The 17,513-nt window shown below is 74.6% G+C and carries 15 protein-coding genes and 7 pseudogenes; 13 read left to right on the top strand and 9 right to left on the bottom strand.

Going from position 1 to position 17,513, the window contains the following annotated elements:
* Nucleotides 1-40 precede the first annotated feature (40 nt).
* The 4 genes and pseudogenes from ACQ86J_RS16655 (at nt 41) to ACQ86J_RS16640 (ending at nt 2,096) form a co-directional block, all read left to right on the top strand.
* On the top strand, nt 41-1,456 hold the full coding sequence (locus ACQ86J_RS16655) for a TRAP transporter large permease (protein ID WP_431271972.1): 1,416 nt from the start codon (nt 41-43) through the stop codon (nt 1,454-1,456).
* Between the two features lie 97 nt (nt 1,457-1,553).
* Nucleotides 1,554-1,772, top strand: a complete 219-nt coding sequence (locus ACQ86J_RS16650) for a hypothetical protein (RefSeq protein ID WP_431271971.1) — start codon at nt 1,554-1,556, stop codon at nt 1,770-1,772.
* A gap of 17 nt (nt 1,773-1,789) precedes the next feature.
* Nucleotides 1,790-1,930, top strand: a pseudogene (locus ACQ86J_RS16645) (DUF4142 domain-containing protein); the annotation flags it as partial.
* Nucleotides 1,893-2,096: a hypothetical protein gene (locus ACQ86J_RS16640; protein ID WP_431271970.1), complete on the top strand. Its 204-nt coding sequence runs from the start codon at nt 1,893-1,895 to the stop codon at nt 2,094-2,096. The pseudogene ACQ86J_RS16645 and the gene ACQ86J_RS16640, both read left to right, overlap by 38 nt.
* 46 nt (nt 2,097-2,142) lie before the next feature.
* Here ACQ86J_RS16640 and ACQ86J_RS16635 read toward each other — a convergent pair whose 3' ends face one another.
* From ACQ86J_RS16635 to ACQ86J_RS16595, 9 genes and pseudogenes are all read right to left on the bottom strand, one after another.
* Nucleotides 2,143-2,511 carry an amidase family protein gene (locus ACQ86J_RS16635; RefSeq protein WP_431271969.1) on the bottom strand — a complete coding sequence of 123 codons (369 nt, stop codon included), beginning with the start codon at nt 2,509-2,511 and terminating at the stop codon, nt 2,143-2,145.
* Nucleotides 2,512-2,617: 106 nt separating this feature from the next.
* Nucleotides 2,618-3,490 (bottom strand): annotated as a pseudogene (locus ACQ86J_RS16630) (amidase); the annotation flags it as partial.
* A 196-nt stretch (nt 3,491-3,686) separates the two neighbouring features.
* Nucleotides 3,687-4,697, bottom strand: a complete 1,011-nt coding sequence (locus tag ACQ86J_RS16625; protein WP_431271968.1) for a hypothetical protein — start codon at nt 4,695-4,697, stop codon at nt 3,687-3,689.
* Between the two features lie 438 nt (nt 4,698-5,135).
* Nucleotides 5,136-5,549, bottom strand: a complete 414-nt coding sequence (locus ACQ86J_RS16620; RefSeq protein WP_431271967.1) for a hypothetical protein — start codon at nt 5,547-5,549, stop codon at nt 5,136-5,138.
* Nucleotides 5,550-5,714: 165 nt separating this feature from the next.
* Nucleotides 5,715-6,464 carry a 2OG-Fe dioxygenase family protein gene (locus ACQ86J_RS16615; RefSeq protein ID WP_431271966.1) on the bottom strand — a complete coding sequence of 250 codons (750 nt, stop codon included), beginning with the start codon at nt 6,462-6,464 and terminating at the stop codon, nt 5,715-5,717.
* The gene (locus ACQ86J_RS16610) at nt 6,461-7,228 is read right to left on the bottom strand and encodes a (Fe-S)-binding protein (protein WP_431271965.1); all 768 of its coding nucleotides are present in this window, start codon (nt 7,226-7,228) and stop codon (nt 6,461-6,463) included. The genes ACQ86J_RS16615 and ACQ86J_RS16610 overlap by 4 nt, the downstream gene beginning before the upstream one ends.
* Nucleotides 7,229-7,329: 101 nt before the next feature.
* On the bottom strand, nt 7,330-8,121 hold the full coding sequence (locus tag ACQ86J_RS16605; protein WP_431271964.1) for an MltA domain-containing protein: 792 nt from the start codon (nt 8,119-8,121) through the stop codon (nt 7,330-7,332).
* A gap of 276 nt (nt 8,122-8,397) precedes the next feature.
* The gene (locus ACQ86J_RS16600; RefSeq protein WP_431272431.1) at nt 8,398-8,667 is read right to left on the bottom strand and encodes a Tim44/TimA family putative adaptor protein; all 270 of its coding nucleotides are present in this window, start codon (nt 8,665-8,667) and stop codon (nt 8,398-8,400) included.
* Nucleotides 8,609-9,082, bottom strand: coding sequence for a Tim44/TimA family putative adaptor protein (locus ACQ86J_RS16595; RefSeq protein ID WP_431271963.1), 474 nt, complete (start codon nt 9,080-9,082; stop codon nt 8,609-8,611). The genes ACQ86J_RS16600 and ACQ86J_RS16595 overlap by 59 nt, the downstream gene beginning before the upstream one ends.
* A 135-nt stretch (nt 9,083-9,217) precedes the next feature.
* Here ACQ86J_RS16595 and ACQ86J_RS16590 point away from each other — a divergent pair.
* The 9 genes and pseudogenes from ACQ86J_RS16590 to ACQ86J_RS16550 all read left to right on the top strand — a co-directional run.
* Nucleotides 9,218-9,798: pseudogene (locus tag ACQ86J_RS16590) on the top strand (histidine phosphatase family protein).
* Between the two features lie 71 nt (nt 9,799-9,869).
* Nucleotides 9,870-10,343 carry a protein-export chaperone SecB gene (gene secB, locus ACQ86J_RS16585; protein ID WP_431271962.1) on the top strand — a complete coding sequence of 158 codons (474 nt, stop codon included), beginning with the start codon at nt 9,870-9,872 and terminating at the stop codon, nt 10,341-10,343.
* 97 nt (nt 10,344-10,440) lie between these two features.
* On the top strand, nt 10,441-11,163 hold the full coding sequence (locus ACQ86J_RS16580) for a hypothetical protein (protein WP_431271961.1): 723 nt from the start codon (nt 10,441-10,443) through the stop codon (nt 11,161-11,163).
* 215 nt (nt 11,164-11,378) lie between these two features.
* Nucleotides 11,379-11,603, top strand: a pseudogene (locus ACQ86J_RS16575) (DegT/DnrJ/EryC1/StrS family aminotransferase); the annotation flags it as partial.
* 101 nt (nt 11,604-11,704) lie between these two features.
* Nucleotides 11,705-12,441: pseudogene (locus ACQ86J_RS16570) on the top strand (DegT/DnrJ/EryC1/StrS family aminotransferase).
* On the top strand, nt 12,441-14,780 hold the full coding sequence (gene wecB, locus ACQ86J_RS16565; protein ID WP_431271960.1) for a non-hydrolyzing UDP-N-acetylglucosamine 2-epimerase: 2,340 nt from the start codon (nt 12,441-12,443) through the stop codon (nt 14,778-14,780). The pseudogene ACQ86J_RS16570 and the gene wecB overlap by 1 nt, the downstream one beginning before the upstream one ends.
* Nucleotides 14,765-15,205: pseudogene (locus ACQ86J_RS16560) on the top strand (glycosyltransferase); the annotation flags it as partial. The gene wecB and the pseudogene ACQ86J_RS16560, both read left to right, overlap by 16 nt.
* A 145-nt stretch (nt 15,206-15,350) precedes the next feature.
* Nucleotides 15,351-15,905, top strand: a complete 555-nt coding sequence (locus ACQ86J_RS16555) for a glycosyltransferase (RefSeq protein ID WP_431271959.1) — start codon at nt 15,351-15,353, stop codon at nt 15,903-15,905.
* 57 nt (nt 15,906-15,962) lie between these two features.
* Nucleotides 15,963-17,435, top strand: a pseudogene (locus ACQ86J_RS16550) (polysaccharide biosynthesis protein); the annotation flags it as partial.
* Nucleotides 17,436-17,513 lie beyond the last annotated feature (78 nt).

Here is a 17,513-nt window from a genome sequence, read left to right as displayed (position 1 = left end):
GCATGCCGCCCGCCACCGCCCGCCAGGACGCCCCCGCCCAATGACCATCGACATGGACGTGATGGCGCCGCTGATGTTCGGCGGCCTCGTGCTCTTTCTCCTGCTCGGCTTCCCGGTGGCCTTCAGCCTCTCGGCGGTCGGGCTGTTCTTCGGCTTCATCTCGATCGAGCTGGGCTTCTTCACCACGGCCTATCTCGGCAACCTGCCGCTGCGGGTCTTCGGCATCGTCCAGAACGACCTGCTGCTGTCGATCCCCTTCTTCACCCTGATGGGCGCCATCCTCGAACGCTGCGGCCTGGCGGAGGACCTGCTGGAAGGCACCGGCCAGCTCTTCGGCAAGGTCCCGGGTGGCCTCGCCTATGCGGTGATCATCGTCGGCGCCATCCTCGGCGCCATCACCGGCACGGTGGCGGCCAGCGTGATCGCGATGGGCATGATCAGCCTGCCGATCATGATGAAGTACGGCTACGACATGCGGATCGCCACCGGCGTGATCGCGGCGTCGGGCACCATCACCCAGGTCATCCCGCCCTCCCTCGTGCTGATCGTGCTGGGCGACCAGCTCGGCAAGTCGGTCGGCGACATGTATGCCGGCGCCATCGGGCCCTCGATCCTGCAGGTGCTGCTCTTCATCGGCTTCATCGTCGGCGTCAGCATCTTCGCCCCGCACAAGGTGCCGCCGCTGCCGGACGAGGCGCTGACCATGCGCGGCTGGCCGCTGATCTGGCGGGTGGCGAAGGGCATGGTGCCCTCCATCGTGCTGATCTTCCTCGTCCTCGGCACCATCTTCATGGGCCTCGCCACGCCGACCGAGGCGGGTGCGATGGGCGCGGTCGGCGCGGTCTTCCTGGCCATGGCCAACAACCGCTTCTCCTGGGACCTGCTCTGGCAGGCCACCCAGAACACCATGCGCATCACCGCCATGGTCATCTTCATCCTGATCGGCGCCACCGTGTTCAGCCTGGTGTTCCAGGGCGTCGACGGCTCGATCTGGATCGAGCACCTGATGTCGAAGCTGCCGGGCGGGCAGACCGGCTTCCTGATCTTCAGCCAGGTCTTCATCTTCCTGCTGGCCTTCTTCCTCGACTTCTTCGAGATCGCCTTCATCATCATCCCGCTGCTGGCCCCCGTCGCGGCCAAGCTCGGCATCGACCTGGTCTGGTTCGGCGTGCTGATCTGCGTGAACATGCAGACCAGCTTCATGCACCCGCCCTTCGGCTTCGCGCTCTTCTACCTGCGCGGCATCGCCCCGAAGGAGGTCCGCAGCAGCGACATATACTGGGGCGCCATCCCCTGGGTGGTGCTGCAGCTGATCCTGGTGGCGATCGTCATCTTCTGGCCGGCCAGCGTGACCTACTGGATCGACAAGGGCACCGGCGTCGATCCCAGCACCGTCCGCATCGAGGTGCCGCTGCCCGAGCTGCCGGAGGACGACGCGCCGCCGGTCTTCAAGTAGCGCCGCGCCTGAACGCCTCCCGCTTCGCCACGTTGGCATCCCGGGCGGCCGGCGTATCCCGCCGGCCGGCCGGTCATGCCAACGGGAAGGGATCGTCATGGATCGCAGATGGGGCATCGCCGTCGTGCTGCTGGGCCTGGCCGGCTGCGCCGAGACCCAGCGCGGCACGGATGCCGTGGCCGCGGCCGCCGCCGCGCAGGTCAATCCCACGCTCTCGACCAGCGACGCCACCTTCATGACCGAGGCCGCCCGCGGCGGCATGGCCGAGGTGCAGATGGCGCAGCTGGCCCAGCGCAACGGCCGCTCCCCGCGGTGAAGCGCTTCGCCGGCCGGATGATCGAGGACCACGGCAAGGCCAACGAGGCCATGGCGGCGCTGGCCCAGCGCAAGCAGCTCACCCCGCCTTCCGGCATGGGCGCCGGCCAGCAGCAGACCTATGACCGGCTGGCGACGCTGCGCGGCGCCGCCTTCGACCGCGCCTATGCCGAGGCCATGGTCGCCGACCACCAGGAGGACCTGCAGCTTCTTCGACACCGAGGCCGAGCGCGGCACCGACCCGGAGGTGAAGGCGATGGCCGCGCGCCACGTGCCGCTGCTGCGCGAGCATCTCCGCCTGGCCAAGGCGCTGCCGCGCAAGTAGCGCGGCCCGCCGCGAGGGCGTCCGCGCGGCCTGCCGCGACCGCGGCTCAGCGTGGATCGACCGGGGTCGGCATCGGGCAGGCGGCCTCGATCGCCTCGGCCGCGGCTAGCGCCAGATCCTCCCGCCAGCGCGGCGCGACGACCTGCACGCCCATTGGCAAGCCGTCCGCGAGGCCGGTCGGCACCGCGACGCTCGGCAGCCCGAGATGCACGGTGGGGAAGAGCGGCCCCTGTGCCTTGAAGACGCGCGCGAAGTCGGTCTCGTCGAGCCCTTGTTCGAAGGGCGGCTCGGCCGAGACCGGGATCACCAGCAGCGGCCAATCCCGCATCCAGCCGGCCCAGGCGCGCTGGTGCGTCGCCTTCGCCGCCAGCAGCCGCATCCATTCCGGCAGGGTCGGCTCCGGCGTCCCCGCCATGTTGGCGAAGATGGCGCGGGCCCTGGCATCGGCCAGGGATCTCGAAGCCCTCCCGCATGAAGACCATCGCCTCGGCATGGATGAAGGCGTTCCAGTCCTCCGCCACCGCGGCGAAGCCGGGCGGCGCCGCCTCCTCCACCGCGTAGCCGGCGCGGGCCAGCGCATGGCCGGCGGCGGCCACCGCGGCGGCGACCGCGGGGTGGACGCCGGTCCCCATCGGGTCGGCGCAGAGCGCGACGCGGAGCGGCCCGGGCAGGGCCGGCCCTTCCAGCGGCACCGGCGCCTGCCAGGGGTCGCGCCAGTCGGGCGCCGCCATCGCCGCCAGCGCCAGCCGCAGGTCGCCGACGCGCCGCGCCAGCGGTCCCCGGGTCGAGAGGATCTGCGCCGAGAGCGGGCGTTCCTGCTTCGCCCCGGGATTGAAGCCCGGGATGCGGCCGAGCGAGGGGCGCAGCCCGGCCACCCCGCAGGCATAGGCGGGGTAGCGGACCGACCCGCCGATGTCGTTGCCATGCGCGACGGCGCCGATCCCGGCGGCGACCGCCGCCGCCGCCCCGCCCGAGGAGCCGCCCGGGGTATGCCCGGCATGCCAGGGGTTCAGGGTCTTCCCATGCAGGTCGTTGTCGGTGAACCAGCGCCAGGAGAAGGCCGGGGTATTGGTCCGGCCGACGACCACCGCGCCGGCCCGGCGCAGGTTGCCGACCACGGCGCTGTCCTCCGGCGCGACGGCGTCGCGGAAGGCGACCACGCCGTTGGTGGTGGCGCGGCCCGCCATGTCGGCATTGACCTTCACGGTGATCGGCACGCCATGCAGCGGCCCGAGCGCATCGCCGCGGGCCCGCGCCGCATCCGCCGCGTCGGCCGCCGCCAGGGCCAGGTCCGGCAGCGGGTCCACCACCGCGTTGATTGCCGGGTTCACCGCCGCCATGCGGGCCAGCGCGGCCTCCGCCGCCTCCCGCGCCGAGAGCGCGCCGAGGCGGATGGCGCGGGCGATGTCGGCGGCGTCCCAGCGCCAGGTCTCGGGGGGAGATGCTGCATCGGCGGGCGAGATCCTTCGGAGGGGAGACCGCCCCAGCCTGCGGCAGGTCGGGGCGGAGGGAAACTCCCCGCCGCGGCGTGGCCCCGGGCCCGGCCCGCAGGCCGGGGCCGCCGGCCGAGCCGCGCCCGGGCGCGGCGGCTCAGCCGAGGATGAGGTCGCCCGCGGCCAGCAGCGCGCGCGCCGCGCAGGAGGATCGACATGTCGGCAGAGCTGTCGCCATCGACGTCGACGCGCAGCGTGCCGACCCGTCGCCCCATTCCCAGACGCCCCAGGCCTTCACCGGCCCATCCGGGTCGATCCCGGCCCAGTGCAGCGCGGCGGGCCGGTCGCTGCCGGACAGCGGCACGCCGGACAGGTCGATCCGGTCGCCGGCCTCCCAGTCCAGCGTCACCGCGGCGTATTTCGGGCTGTCGGCGACCGCGTCGAAGGTCCAGACCCTGCCGCCGCCGATGTCCTCCGTCCCCGCCGGCGCGCCCGCGCCGGAATCCCCGCCCGACCCGGCGCCCGACCCGGCGGCCAGCGCCGCGACGGTGCCCGCCAGGGACTCCGCCAGGCGGCCGGCGACGGTGTAGCTGTCCCAGTAGCCGATATGCCCGCCCGGCGGGTAGCCGGGCCCGTCCATCGCCAGCCCCTGCAGGGCGCCGGGATCGAAGCGCGCATCGAAGCCCGGATCGGCCGAGAGCAGCGCCATCCCGGCCTGGATCGCCTCCGGGCTGCCCTCGGCGGTGAAGGGGTACTCGACATAGGTGAAGTCGTAGGGCGTGGTCGCCGCGCCCTGGCCGAGCGCGTCGCGCACCAGCGCCGCATCCGCCCGGACCGCGGCGACCCATTGGTCCGTCGTCACGTCCGGCGTGTTGCCGTCGTATTCGTTGTGCATCCAGAGGGTGATGGTGGGGTTGTCGCGGATATCCGCCGGCTGGTTGCCGATGAAGGCGAGCAGCCCCTGCTGCTCCCCGTCGCGCGGCCAGTCGAGGAAGCCGGTCGCCGAATAGAGCGTGCTGGTGTCGGTGTCGTATTCCGCCAGGATGTGGACGTCGGTGCCGGGCACCCGGGCCTCGAGCTGCTGCTCCAGGCTGGCGGCGGCGCCGAAGGCGGTGAAGAGCAGGGCGTTGCTCTGCCCACGGATGAGCACATTGACGTCTGTCGGCATGCCAACCTTCCGCGCTGCGCCCGATGCGGGCCTGGATCGAGCACGGAAGCCTAGGGACGATTAGAAAAACTAAGGAACATTTCTGCTTGATGAGGCCGGCGGGGCCGCGGTGGCCGTTTGGCGGATCCTCCGATGGCGGTTCCGCCGCCTCGTCGGGCACCTGCTGTTCGGGGCCAGCCGCGACGTGCCGCCGATGCTCGACCGCAAGGCTGGCCCTGGTGGCGGGGTGCCCGAAAGCCAGCGGGCGGAGGCGCCGTTCACCGGGGAACCCGGCTGCGACGGCGGCGGGCGCGAGCTCGCGGTGCACAGCGGTCGGCGCCTGCCGATCTCTGCTGCTGCCGCTATGCCGGACAGCGCGGGCCCGCCGCGTCGCCCATCGCAGCTTGTGCGATGGACGCCCGGAGCCTCCATGCGCCCCAGGGTGACCGGCGATCCAGGCTAGGAATGGCGGAAGCCGTGACAGCCAAAGACCGTCCCGCGCATCTGGCGCTCGCGCATCTGCTGCCGGATCTGGGGCAGGACGTAGTCGCAGTCGGATCGGCTTCTGAACATGGGAATGAAGAAGCTTTGCTCGGCCTGTGTCGCGGTCACGAAGGGCAGCACCCAGGTGACATTGTCCTCGCCGACGGCACGACGCTCCTCGCAGGCCGCCAGCGAGCCTGGCACGGCCGCGGATGTCCCCTGCTGCATTGCTTGGCAGCTGATCCGGTCGGCGAACGGCCAGATCTGCACGCGTGGCGGACTCCCCTGTTCAACGGGAATGACCTGCACCAGGAGCCAGAGCGGCGCTTGGCCCGATGCCACAGTGGAGAAAACCGACAGGAACGCTCCCAGCACCACCCGCCATTTCATCTTGGCCCCGCATCTGGTGATCCCAGCCAGGATACTCCGGTCGTTTCGATTTGCGAGAGTTCATTTCGGCCCGGCTTGGAAGCTACCGGGCGCCGGGGCTTTCGGACCCGGGACGGGCTGCGCCGCGTCGATCCTGCTGGGGTCCGACTCCCCGCAAGAGCGACCTCAGCGCAGCCCGCGCTTCCAGGTGATGACCAGCACGTCGCGGCAGGAGGCCAGCGCGGGATCCAGCGGCGCCACCGGCGTGACGCCGTGCATCACCCGCGCATCCTCGATGAAGGCGGCGTCGAGCCTGTCGAGCAGGGTGAAGCGGGCGAGCTCCTGGCCGGCGTCGTCGGTGATCAGCGTCTCCCCGCCCGTCAGGTTGGTGCGGGCGATCATGCCGATCAGCACGTAGTCCACGCCGTCATGGTGGGCGCCCTCCGGCGTCGGGAAGCCGGGCGCGCCGGCCACCGCCTCGATGCGGAACTGGTGCACCTCGACGAACCAGTCCTGGCCGGGGCTGCGTGCATCCGCCACCGCACGGCCGAGCCCGAGCAGCGCCTGCGGCGGCGCGCCGGCGGCGACCGCCTCCTCCATCGGGCCGAACCAGCGCTCGACCCCGCCATTCAGGCTGTTGTGCACCACCGCCTGGAAATGCGGCCGGTGCGGGCCGCGGCGATGGCCGGGGATGCCGGCGCGGGCGGTGAAATTGGCGATCCGCCGCCGCCGGTAGCGGCCGCCATCGGCCATGAAGCCGTCGGTCTCGAGCCGCTCCCAGCTCGCGGCGAATTCCTCGAGCGCCGCGGCGGACAGGCCGAGCCGCGCCGCCATGTCCGGCCCGCGGACCAGGGCGTAGCCGCGTTCGGTGATCGCCTCCAGCAGCGGGTCGCCCGGCGGGATGGCCTGGGTTGCGTCGAGGGGAGCCGCGCTCATTCCGTCTCGCCGATCGCCGGCGCCTCCCGCGTGCGGCCGGCGAGCACCTCGGCGACATGGCGCACCTTCACCGGCGTGCCCTCGCGCTTCAGCCGCCCGGCCATGTTCAGCAGGCAGCCCATGTCGCCGGCCAGCAGCGTGTCGGCGCCGGTCGAGGCGATGGACTTGGTCTTGTCGGTCACCATGCGGGTCGAGATGTCCGGGTACTTCACGCAGAAGGTGCCGCCGAAGCCGCAGCAGATCTCGGCATCCGGCATCTCCTTCAGCGTGACGCCCGGCATGCCGGCCAGCAGCCTGCGCGGCTGCGCCTTGACGCCGAGCTCGCGCAGGCCGGAGCAGCTGTCGTGGTAGGTGACGACGCCGTCGAAGGCGGCGTTCACGCTCTCGACGCCGCGGATGTCGGTCAGGAACGACACCAGCTCGAAGGTCTTGGCCGCCAGCGCCTCCGACTTGCCGCGGTAGTGCGGGTCGTCGTCGAACAGGCCGGGATAGTGGTGCGAGATCTGCCCGCCGCAGGAGCCGGACGGCACCACGGTGTAGTCGTAGGGCAGGAAGGCATCGACCACGGCGCGGGCGAGGTCCTTGGCGGTCGCGCGGTCGCCGCTGTTGTAGGCGGGCTGGCCGCAGCAGGTCTGGGCCTCGGGCACCTCGACCAGGCAGCCGGCATCCTCCAGCAGCTTGATGGCGGAGAAGCCGACATTCGGCCGGTAGAGGTCGACGAGGCAGGTGACGAAGAGCGCGACGCGCGGCCGGGTCTGGAGCATGGGCGCAATCTAGGTGCGGGGGGCGGGGAAGGAAGGCCGGGGAGAAGGTATTCTCCCCGGACCCCGCATCTATTTTTGGGAGTCGGACACCCTCCCCGGCCTCACTCCGCCCGCGGCACCAGCACCCACATCGCCGCCGCCTCCCGCATCGGCCCCGCCCGCGCCGCGGCCTCGGCGCCCCAGCCCCAGAACAGGTCGCCGCGCCCGGCGCCGCGGATTGCCCCGCCGGTGTCCTGCGCATGCACCAGCCGCCGGATCGGCGAGCCGTCCAGCGGGTCCCGCGTCACCAGCCAGACCGGCGCGCCGAGCGGCACCTGCGCCGCATCCACCGCCAGCGACCGCACCGGCGTCAGCGGCACGCCGAGCGTCCCGGGCGGCCCCTGGTCCGGCCGCAGCGCCTCGTCGCGGCGGAAGAAGACGTAGCTCGGATTCTCCCGCAGCAGCGCCGCCGCTTCCTCCGGCGGCGCCGCGGCCAGCCAGGCGCGGATCGCCTGCATCGACATCGCCTCCCGCGCCACCGCGCCGCGCTCGATCAGCCGGCGGCCGATCGGGACGTAGGGATGCCCGTTCTTGCCGGCATAGAGCAGCCGCAGCAGCCCGCCATCCGGCAGCAGCAGCCGGCCGGAGCCCTGGATCTGCAGGAAGAAGGCCTCGACCGGATCGGCATAGGCGAGATGCGGCGCGAGCCCGGCCAGCGCCCCCGCCTCGATCGCGGCACGGTCGGGCAGCGGCGTGCCCTCCGGCGGCAGGCCGCGCAGCGGGGTCGGGTGGGCGGCATCCGGGGCGAGGCGGCCGGACAGCGCCGGCTCGTAATAGCCGGTCAGCAGCCCGGGCGTGGCGGGCAGCGGCCGCAGCCGGCGCTCGAGGAAGCCGCGCTCGCCGCCCGGCGGCACCGTGGCGGCTTCGGCACAGGCGGCGGCCCAGTCGGCCGGCCGCCCGCCGCGCGCCGCGGCCTCGCCCGCGCCGCCCAGGCTGCCGGCCGGGTCGCGCCGCGCGTATTCCCCGCAACTCGCCAGGAAGGGGCGAGCGCCGCCGCCGCATCCTCCTCCGCCCAGCCGGGCAGCGCCGCGACCTCCTGCGCCGCCGCGCCGCCCGCCAGCAGCAGAACCCAGGCATGCAAAAGGCGCCGCCAGCGGGGACGGCGCCTTTCCGTCACGGCCAAGCCCGTGTCAGGCGTGGCTGGTGGCGGTCAGCTTCCAGCTCGGGTCGGCCGAGCCGACCTCCCGCTGGAAGGTCCAGAGGTCGACCAGCTCGGTGATCGCGTCGCTGCCGGTCACCACCTCGCCGCCCGGGCCGGTGGTCATGTTGACCTGGTCGGTGACGAAGCGGACCACGACCTCGGCGGTGTTGCCGCGCAGCTCGGCGGACTCGATCGCCATCTCATGCACCGCGCGGATCTCGGTCCGCTGCTGCTCGCCGGCCTTCTCGCGCTCGGTGATCGCCTGCTCGAAGCCGGCATAGGTCGCGTCCGACAGCAGGGCGCGCAGGGTCTCGCCGGTCGCCGGCCGCGAAGGCGGCGACGATCATGCGGAAGGCGCCCTCCGCCCCGTTCAGGAAGGTGCCGGGGTCGAAGCCGCGCTCCGCCGCGGCGATGCGGCCGAGCGCCGCGCCCGGCGCGGTGCGCGGGTCGGGCAGGATGTGGCGCGTGCCGGTCTTCGGCGCCGCCGGGCGCACCTCCTCGGCCACCCCGTCCAGCGTCGGCGTGGCGCGCGGGTCGTAGCCGGGGGCGCGCGGTTCCGGCGCGGGCGGGCGCTCGAACCCCGTCCGGCGGCCGAGCACGCTCCGCAGCCGCAGCACCAGGAAGGCCGCGACCATGGCGAAGAGGATCAGGTCGAGCGGAAAGCCACCCGTCATCGTTAACTCCTTTTCACCTATCTAAGGTCGCGAGGGCCGCGCCGCAACGCCGCCCCCCCGGACAATCGGCGCGAGACTGGACGCTTTCGGGGCGTCCCGCTATCGCGGAGCGCCCCTTTCCGGAACCGCGCCGCGATGATCCTCCTGCGACACGGCCAGAGCGAGTTCAACCTTCGCTTCACCGCCACCAAGAAGGACCCGGGCATCCCGGATCCCCGGCTCACCCCGCTCGGTCACGCCCAGGCGGAGGAGGCGGCCGAGGCGCTGGCGGGCGAGGGGCTGCGGCGCATCATCGCCTCCCCTACACCCGGGCGCTGCAGACCGCGGCGCCGCTGGCGAAGCGCCTCAGCATCCCGGTGCATGTGATGCCGGTGGTGCGGGAACGCTATGCCTTCTCCTGCGACATCGGCTCGCCCCGGATGGAGCTGGCCATGGCCTGGCCGGAGGTGGATTTCAGCCATATCGAGGAGGTCTGGTGGCCGGCGGTCGAGGAGCCGCACGGCGAGATCGAGGCCCGCGCGGCGCTGTTCCGCGCCGAGATGGCGGCGCTGCCGGAATGGCGGGATACCCTGGTGGTGTCGCATTGGGGCTTCATCCTGGCGATGACCGGTGAGCGCCTGATGAACGGCGACTGGATCCGCTGCGACCCGGCCGCGCCGGCGCCGCGCGGGATCGAGTGGCGGCACTACCAGCCGCCGGTGAAGCGGCCCCGATAGGGCTGGCCGCCCTGTCCCCGCTGCGTCGCGCGTGCTAGCCCCCGCGCCCATCCGCAGCGGAAGAGCCCCCAATGTCCGACGCCTCCTCGCTTCCCCAGGCCCCGCAGGGCCCGCTGGTGCTGAACCTGCAATACACCAAGGACCTCTCCTTCGAGGTGCCCGGCGCCCCCGAGATCTTCTCCACCCTGCGCGAGCAGCCGCGCGTCGACCTCCAGCTCGACGTCCAGGCGCGGCCGCTGCAGGAAGGCGGCAACATCTACGAGGTGTCGCTGCAGATCCGCGCCGATGCCCAGGCGCAGAACACCACCTGCTTCATCGCCGAGCTGGTCTATTGCGGCATCTTCACCATCAGCGTGGAGCCCGAGGTGCTGGAGCCGGTGCTGCTGGTCGAGTGCCCCCGCCTGCTCTTCCCCTTCGCCCGCAACATCCTGGCCGAGGTGACGCGCGACGGCGGCTTCCCGCCGGTGATGCTGGCGCCGATCGACTTCGTCGCGCTCTGGCAGTCCCGCCGCGGCGAGCAGCAGGGCCAGGTCGGCAACGCCTGAGGCGGCGGGACGCCCGGTCCGCCGCGCGACCTCACGCAGCCGCGCGTTCCCGCGCGCCGGCGCCTTGCCCTAGGCTGGCGGCGGAAGGAACCGGCCCATGGGCATCCTGCTTGCCTTCGCCCCGTTCGTCGCCTTCGCCCTGGTCGACCGCCTGGTCGGGCCGACCGAGGGACTGGTCGCCGGGGCCCTGGCCGCCGCGGTGCTGGTGCTGCGCGACCGCTTCGGCCCGCGGGGCCAGGTGAAGCTGCTAGAAGCCGGGACGCTGCTGCTCTTCGGCGGGCTTGCGCTCTATGCCGTCCTCGGCGGCCCGGCCTGGTCGGTCATCGGCGTCCGGCTCTGCGTCGATGCCGGCCTGCTCGCCATCGTGCTCGCCACGATCGCCATCGGCCGGCCCTTCACCCTGCAATACGCGCGCGACCAGGTGGCGCCCGAATTCTGGGACCAGCCGGAGTTCATCCGCGTCAACACGGTCATCTCCGCGGCCTGGGCGCTGGCCTTCGCCGTCATGGTGCTGGCCGAGCTCGCCCTGCTGACCCTCGCCGGCGCTGCCGCGGGGCATCGGCATCGCCGCCATCGTCCTCGCCCTGGTCGGCGCCATCAAGTTCACCGGCTGGTATCCGGACCATGCCAGGGCGGCGGCGCAGCCCGGCGGCGGCGACTCGACACCGCCGGCAAGACTTCAGGTTGTGAAGTCAAACCCGAACAATACTTCAACTCCGCAAAGCATTCGGCGAGGATGACCGGAAGCCTTGCCAGCCGATGCTGCGGACCCTGGCCGGCCTGGACGTCTTCTTCGGGAAGCGCACCAGATAATAGTTGAACCGGCGGCGAACCGTCCCCATTCTCGACGCGAAACAACGCGGATTCTGCCCGCATGGCCGCTGGCCAGGCTGCGCCCAGAACCGTTCCCCGGCCCGGTCCGGTCCTGAGCTTCCCCATCCGGGCCGGCCGCGCCCGGCCGAGCCGCTGGACCCGCCCTGCATCCTGCTCTCCCCGCCCGAGCTCACCGGCGGCGAGCTCGCCGCGCTGCGGGAGGTGCTCGACAGCGGCTGGATCGCCCCGGCCGGCCCCACCCCCGCCGCCTTCGAGGCGGCGCTCGCCGCCGCCACCGGCATCCCGCACCAGCTCGCCACCGCCTCCGGCACCGCGGCGCTGCATCTCGGCTACCGGCTGCTGGGCGTGGAGCCGGGCGACGAGGTCTGGACCAGCAGCCTGACCTTCGTCGCCACCATCGCCCCCGCGGTGCAGATGGGCGCCACCCCGCGCTTCCTCGACGTCGCGCCGGACAGCTGGACCCTCGACCCCGGCCTGCTGGAGAGGAGCTCGCCCGCGCCGCCCGGCGCGGCCGGCTGCCGCGGGCGGTGGTGCCGGTCGACCTCTTCGGCCAGTCCTGCGACCTCGATGCCATCCTCGCGCTCTGCGGCCGCTGGGGCGTGCCGGTGCTGTGCGACAGCGCCGCGGCGCTGGGGGCCACCCGGCGCGGCCGGCATGCCGGGCAGGGCGCCCGGCTCGCCGCCTTCAGCTTCAACGGCAACAAGATCGTCACGACGGGGGCGGCGGCGCGCTGGCCTCGGACGACCCCGCACTGATCGCCCGCGCCCGCCACCTGGCGGCCCAGGCGAAGGAGCCGGCGGCGCATTACGAGCACGAGGTGACCGGCTTCACCTACGGGATGTCCGCCGTGCTCGCCGCGCTCGGCCTCGCCCAGCTGCCGGCGCTGCCCGGCCGGGTCGCGGCGCGGCGCGCCGTCTTCGACCGCTACCGCGACGGGCTCGGCGACCTGCCCGGCCTCGCCTTCATGCCGGAGCCGGGCTGGGGCCGGGCCAATCGCTGGCTGAGCGTCGCGCTGTTCCGCCGCGCCGCCGGCGCCCCGGACCGGGAGGCGGTGCGCCGCGCGCTGGCCGCCGCGGGGATCGAGAGCCGGCCGGTCTGGAAGCCGCTGCACCTGCAGCCGGTCTTCCGCGCCGCGCCGCGGGCCGGCGGCGCGGTGGCCGCCGGGCTTTTCGCCGAGGGGCTCTGCCTGCCCTCCGGCAGCGGCCTCCTGCCGGCGCAGCAGGACCGGGTGGTGGCGGCGATCCGCCAGGCCGCTTGCGGCTGATGCGGATCCTCTATCTGCACCAGCATTTCTCGACGCCGGCGGGGTCCACCGGCACCCGCAGCCATGCCATGGCCCGGGCGCTGGCGGCGCGCGGCCATGTGGTCACCCTGGCCTGCGGCCAGTATGCCGGGGCGGTGACCGGCCTCTCCGGCCCCTTCGCGGCGGGGCGGCGGGAGGGCGTGGTGGGCACCGTCCGGGTGGTGGAATGGGCCATCCCCTGCGGCAACGCCATGCCGCTGGCGGCACGCGGCCGGGCCTTCCTGCGCTATGCGGCGCGGGCCACGGCGCTGGCCCTGTCGCGCCCCCTGGCCCGCCCCTGGGACCTGGTGATCGCCAGCTCCACCCCGCTGAGCGTGGCGCTGCCGGCGCTGGCGGCGCGGCGGCTGCGCGGCATCCCCTTCGTCCTCGAGATCCGCGACCCCTGGCCGGAGCTGCCGCGCGCCATGGGCATCGGCGGGCCGGCGCTGTGGTGGGGGCTGGACCGGCTGGCCGATGCCGCCTGCCGCGGCGCCGCCGCGGTGGTCGCGCTGTCGGAGGGCATGGCGGAGACGGCGCGGGCGCATGGCGCCGGGCGGGTCGCGGTGCTGCCCAATGGCTGCGACCTCGACCTGTTCGGCCCGCAGGTGGCGCCCTGGCGGCCGGAGGGCCTGCCGGAGGGCACGGTGCTCGCGGTCTATGCCGGGGCGCGCGGCCCGGCCAATGGCCTCGGCCAGCTGCTGCGCGCGGCGCGGCGGCTGCAGCGGGACGCCGCGCCGGTGACTTTGCTGCTGGTGGGGGAGGGGGCGGAGACCGCCGCGCTCAGGACCCAGGCGATCGGCTGGGGCCTCGGCAATGTCCGCTTCCTCGACGCCATGCCGAAGCCGCGCCTGGCCGGGCTGCTGGCCGGCGCCGATCTCGGCCTGCAATGCCTGGCGCCGGTGCCGGCCTTCGCCGAGCTGACCGCGCCGAACAAGCTGATGGACTACCTGGCGGCGGGGCTGCCGGTGGTGGCCAATCTCGGCGGCGCCGCGGCCCGGCTGCTGGCCGGGGAGCGGGCGAGCCGCCCTGCGGCATCGCCACCCCGCCCGGCGACGATGCGGCGCTGGCCGCGGCGATCGCCGCCTTGGCCGGCGATGTGGCACGGCGGGCGGCGATGGGCGCGGCGGCGCGGGCCAGGGCGGAGCGGCACTGGGACCGCCGGCTGCTGGCCGCCCGGTTCTGCGAGGTGGTGGAGGCCGCGGCGCATCCCCGGCCCGCGCCGCGCTGGTCCCGGCCTGACCATGCCGGAGCTGCACCTGGTCGCCGCGGCGCGGCCCAACCTGCCGAAGCTGGCGGCGCTCTGGCACGCGCTGCCGGCGGCGGGCCTGCCGCTGCGGCCGGTGCTGCTGCATACCGGCCAGCACCAGGATCCCGCGATGTTCGGCGACCACCTGGCGCAACTCGGCCTGCCGGCGCCGGAGATCGCGCTGGGGGTGCGGGGCGGCAGCCATGCCGAGACCACCGGCCGCACCCTGATGGCGCTGGACCAGGCCTGGGCCGCGCGGCGGCCGGCCTGCGTGGTGGTGGCGGGCGATGTCGATGGCAGCCTGGCCGCGGCGCTGGCGGCGCGGCAGCTGCGGCTGCCGGTGGCGCATCTGGAGGCCGGGCTGCGCGGCGGCGACCCCGACATGCCGGAGGAGCTGAACCGAAGGGCGATCGACGCGGTCTCCACCCTGCTCTGGGCGCCGGACGAGGCGAGCGGCGCCGGGCTGCTGGCCGAGGGCCATGCCGCGGCGGCGGTGCGCACGGTGGGCAACGCGATGGTGGACACGCTCCGCCGCGGGCTGGAGGCGGCGCGCGCCAGGCCGCTGCCGGCCGGGCTGGTGGCGGGCGATTACGGCGTGGTGACGCTGCACCGGGCCGGCAATGTGGACGACCCGGCGGCGCTGGCGGCGCTGCTGGCGGGCATCCGCCGGGCCGCCGCCCTGCTGCCGCTGGCCTGGCCGCTGCACCCGCGCACCCGCGCCCGGATGGAAGCGGCGGGGCTCGGCTGGCCGGAGGGCGTGCTGGCGCTGCCGCCGCTGCCCTATCTCGATTTCCTCGGCCTGCTGGTGCGGGCCCGGCTGGTGGCGACCGACAGCGGCGGGGTGCAGGAGGAGGCGACGGCGCTCGACCTGCCCTGCCTGACCCTGCGGCCGGGGACGGAACGCCCGGTGACGCTCGCCGCCGGCACCAGCCGGCTGGTGGCGCCCGCCGCCCTGCCGGATGCGGTGGCGGCGGCGCTCGACGCCCGCTGGCCCCGGGCGCGGCCGATCCCGTTCTGGGACGGGCGGGCGGGGGCGCGCATGGCGGCGCATCTGGCCGAATGGCTGGCGCGGTGAGCGCGGCGCCGCTGGTCCTGCTGCTCTCGGCGGCGCATCCGCCGGACGACATCCGGGTGGTGCGGAAGGAGGGCGCGGCGCTCGCCGCGGCCGGCTGGCGGGTGCGGCACCTGGCGCCGGGTGGGGCGGCCCCGGCCGCGGTCGCCGGCGTGGCGATCGAGACCTTCGCCCGCCGCCCCGGCTGGGCCGGGCGCCTCCGCGCCCTGCCGGCCCTGGCGCGCGCCGCCGCGGCCAGCGGCGCCGCGGTGATCCATGCCAGCGAGCCGGATGCCTGGGCCGCCGCCCTGCTTGCCGGCCGGCGCAGCGGCGCCCGGGTGGTGATTGACGTGCACGAGCACTATCCGAGCCGGCTCGACGCCCGGCTGCCCCGCGCGCTCCGCCCGCTGGTCCGCGCCGCGCTGCGGCTGGCCTGCCGGCTGGCCGGGCGGGCGGCGGATGCGGTGGTGGTGGCGAAGGACGGCGTCGCCGCCGATTTCGGCCGCGGCGCGCGGGTCACCCCGGTCCGCAACTACGCCGCGCCGGCCGCCCTGCCGCCGCGCCGCCATGGCCCCGGGCCGCTGACCCTGGCGCATGCCGGCGCCATGGGCCGCAGCCGCGGCTGGCCGGTGCTGCTGGAGGCGATGGCCTCGGCTGCCCGGCGGCGACCGGCTCCGCCTGATCGGCCGCTTCACCGATGGCTCGGAGCCCGCCTTCCTGGCCCGCGCCGAGGCGCTCGGCCTCGCCCACCGGATCGAGCGGCTGCCCTGGCTGCCGCATCCCGAGGCGATGGCCCGGCTGGCCGAGGCCGACATCGCCCTGGTGCTGTTCCAGCCGGGCGAGGAGAACCACCGCCTGGCCCTGCCGCACAAGCTGTTCGACGCGATGCAGGCCGGGCTGCTGGTGATCGCCCCGGCCTTCGCCGCGGAGGTGGCCGGCATCGTCCGGGCCGCCGGCTGCGGCCTGCTGGTGGACAGCGCCGAACCCGCCTCCATCGCCGCGGCGGTGGAGGCGCTGCGCGACCCGGCGCGGCGCGCCGCGCTCGGCGCCGCCGGGCGGCGGGCCGCCGCCACGCGCTACGCTTGGGCGGGGGAGGCGGCGCGGCTGGTCGCGCTGTACCGGCGGCTCGCGCCGCTGCCGCCGCGGTAGGCGCAGGGGCGGTGGCGTCGCGGCGCGGTCCGTCCTATAGCCAGCGCATGGCCCGCCGTGCGCCGCATCGAATCCTGCTCAACCTCGCGCTGGATCCCTCCTCGCCCGCCTGGCCCTGCCGGCGGCCTTGCTGCTGGACGCGCCCGGCGCCTGGCCGGACGAGCCCTGGTGGCTCGGCGCCCTGCCCGGCGCCGCCGTCGCGCTGCTGGCGGCCGGCCTGCCGGTGCGGCTGCCGCAGCAATACTGGCGCTATGCCGGCCTGCCCGACCTGCTGGGGATCGTCGGCGCCGCGATCGGCGCCGCGGCGCTGTTCTGGGCCGGGCTGCACCTGCTGGATGCCTGGGTGCCGCCCAACCCGGCCTTCCCGGCGATCCACGCGCTGACCCTCGGCCTGCTGCTCGGCGCGCCGCGCATCGCCGGCCGGCTGCACCATGCGCGCCGCACCCCGGAAGCGACGCTGGCGCCGCAGCCCGTGCTGCTGGTCGGCGCCGGCGACGGGGCGGACATCTTCATCCGCGCGCTCGCCGCCGAGCGGCAGCCCGCCTTCCGCGTCATCGGCATCCTGTCCATGCGGTCCCGCCAGGCCGGCCGGCGCATCCAGGGCCACCCGATCCTCGGCACCGCGGACGAGATCGCCGCCGTGCTCGACCGGATGAAGGACGAGGGCCGGCTGCCGGCGCTGATCGTCCTCGCCACCGCGCATGTCCAGGGCCTGGCGCTCGAGCGCCTGCTGGACACCGCCGACCGGCACGGCATCCCGGTCCGCCGCGCGCCCTCCGTCACCTCGCTCGACCCCGCCGCGCGGCGGCTGGCGCAGGAGGAGAAGGCGGGCCAGCGGCTCAAGCTCGACCCGGTGGCGATCGAGGACCTGCTCGACCGGCCGCAGGTGCCGCTCGACCGCGAGGGCATGGCGCGGCTGATCCAGGGCCGCCGCGTGCTGGTCACCGGCGCGGGGGGACCATCGGCGGCGAGCTGGCGCGGCAGGTCGCGGCGCTCGGCCCGGCGCAGCTCACCCTGCTCGACCACGGCGAGTTCGCGCTCTACGAGATCGACCTCGAGCTGCGGGAGCGCCACCCGGACGTGCCGCGCCGCGCCGTGCTGGCGGATATCCGCGACGAGCCGCGCATGCGGCGCCTGCTGGAGGACATCCGCCCCGAGCTGGTCTTCCACGCCGCGGCGCTGAAGCACGTGCCGATGGTCGAGAACAACCCGCTGGAGGGGCTGCTGACCAATGCGCTCGGCACCCGCGTGGTGGCCGATGCGGCGCGCGCGGTCGGCTGCCTGGCGATGGTCTTCATCTCCACCGACAAGGCGGTGAACCCGACCAGCGTGATGGGCGCGTCGAAGCGCCTGGCCGAGATGTACTGCCAGGCGCTGGACGTCGCGGCCCGCACCGGCGAAGGCGGCATGCGCTGCGTCACCGTCCGCTTCGGCAACGTGCTGGGCAGCACCGGGTCCGTGGTGCCGCTGTTCCGCCGCCAGCTCGAGCGCGGCGGGCCGCTGACCGTGACCCATCCCGACATGCGCCGCTACTTCATGACGGTGCGGGAGGCCGTGGGCCTGGTGCTGCAGGCCAGCGTCATCGGCGCCGAGGACCGCGCCGACCAG

It is taken from the genome of Dankookia sp. P2, assembly GCF_050632255.1.
Taxonomy (GTDB): Bacteria; Pseudomonadota; Alphaproteobacteria; order Acetobacterales; family Acetobacteraceae; genus Paracraurococcus.
This window is presented reverse-complemented; position numbering and strand designations above follow the sequence as displayed.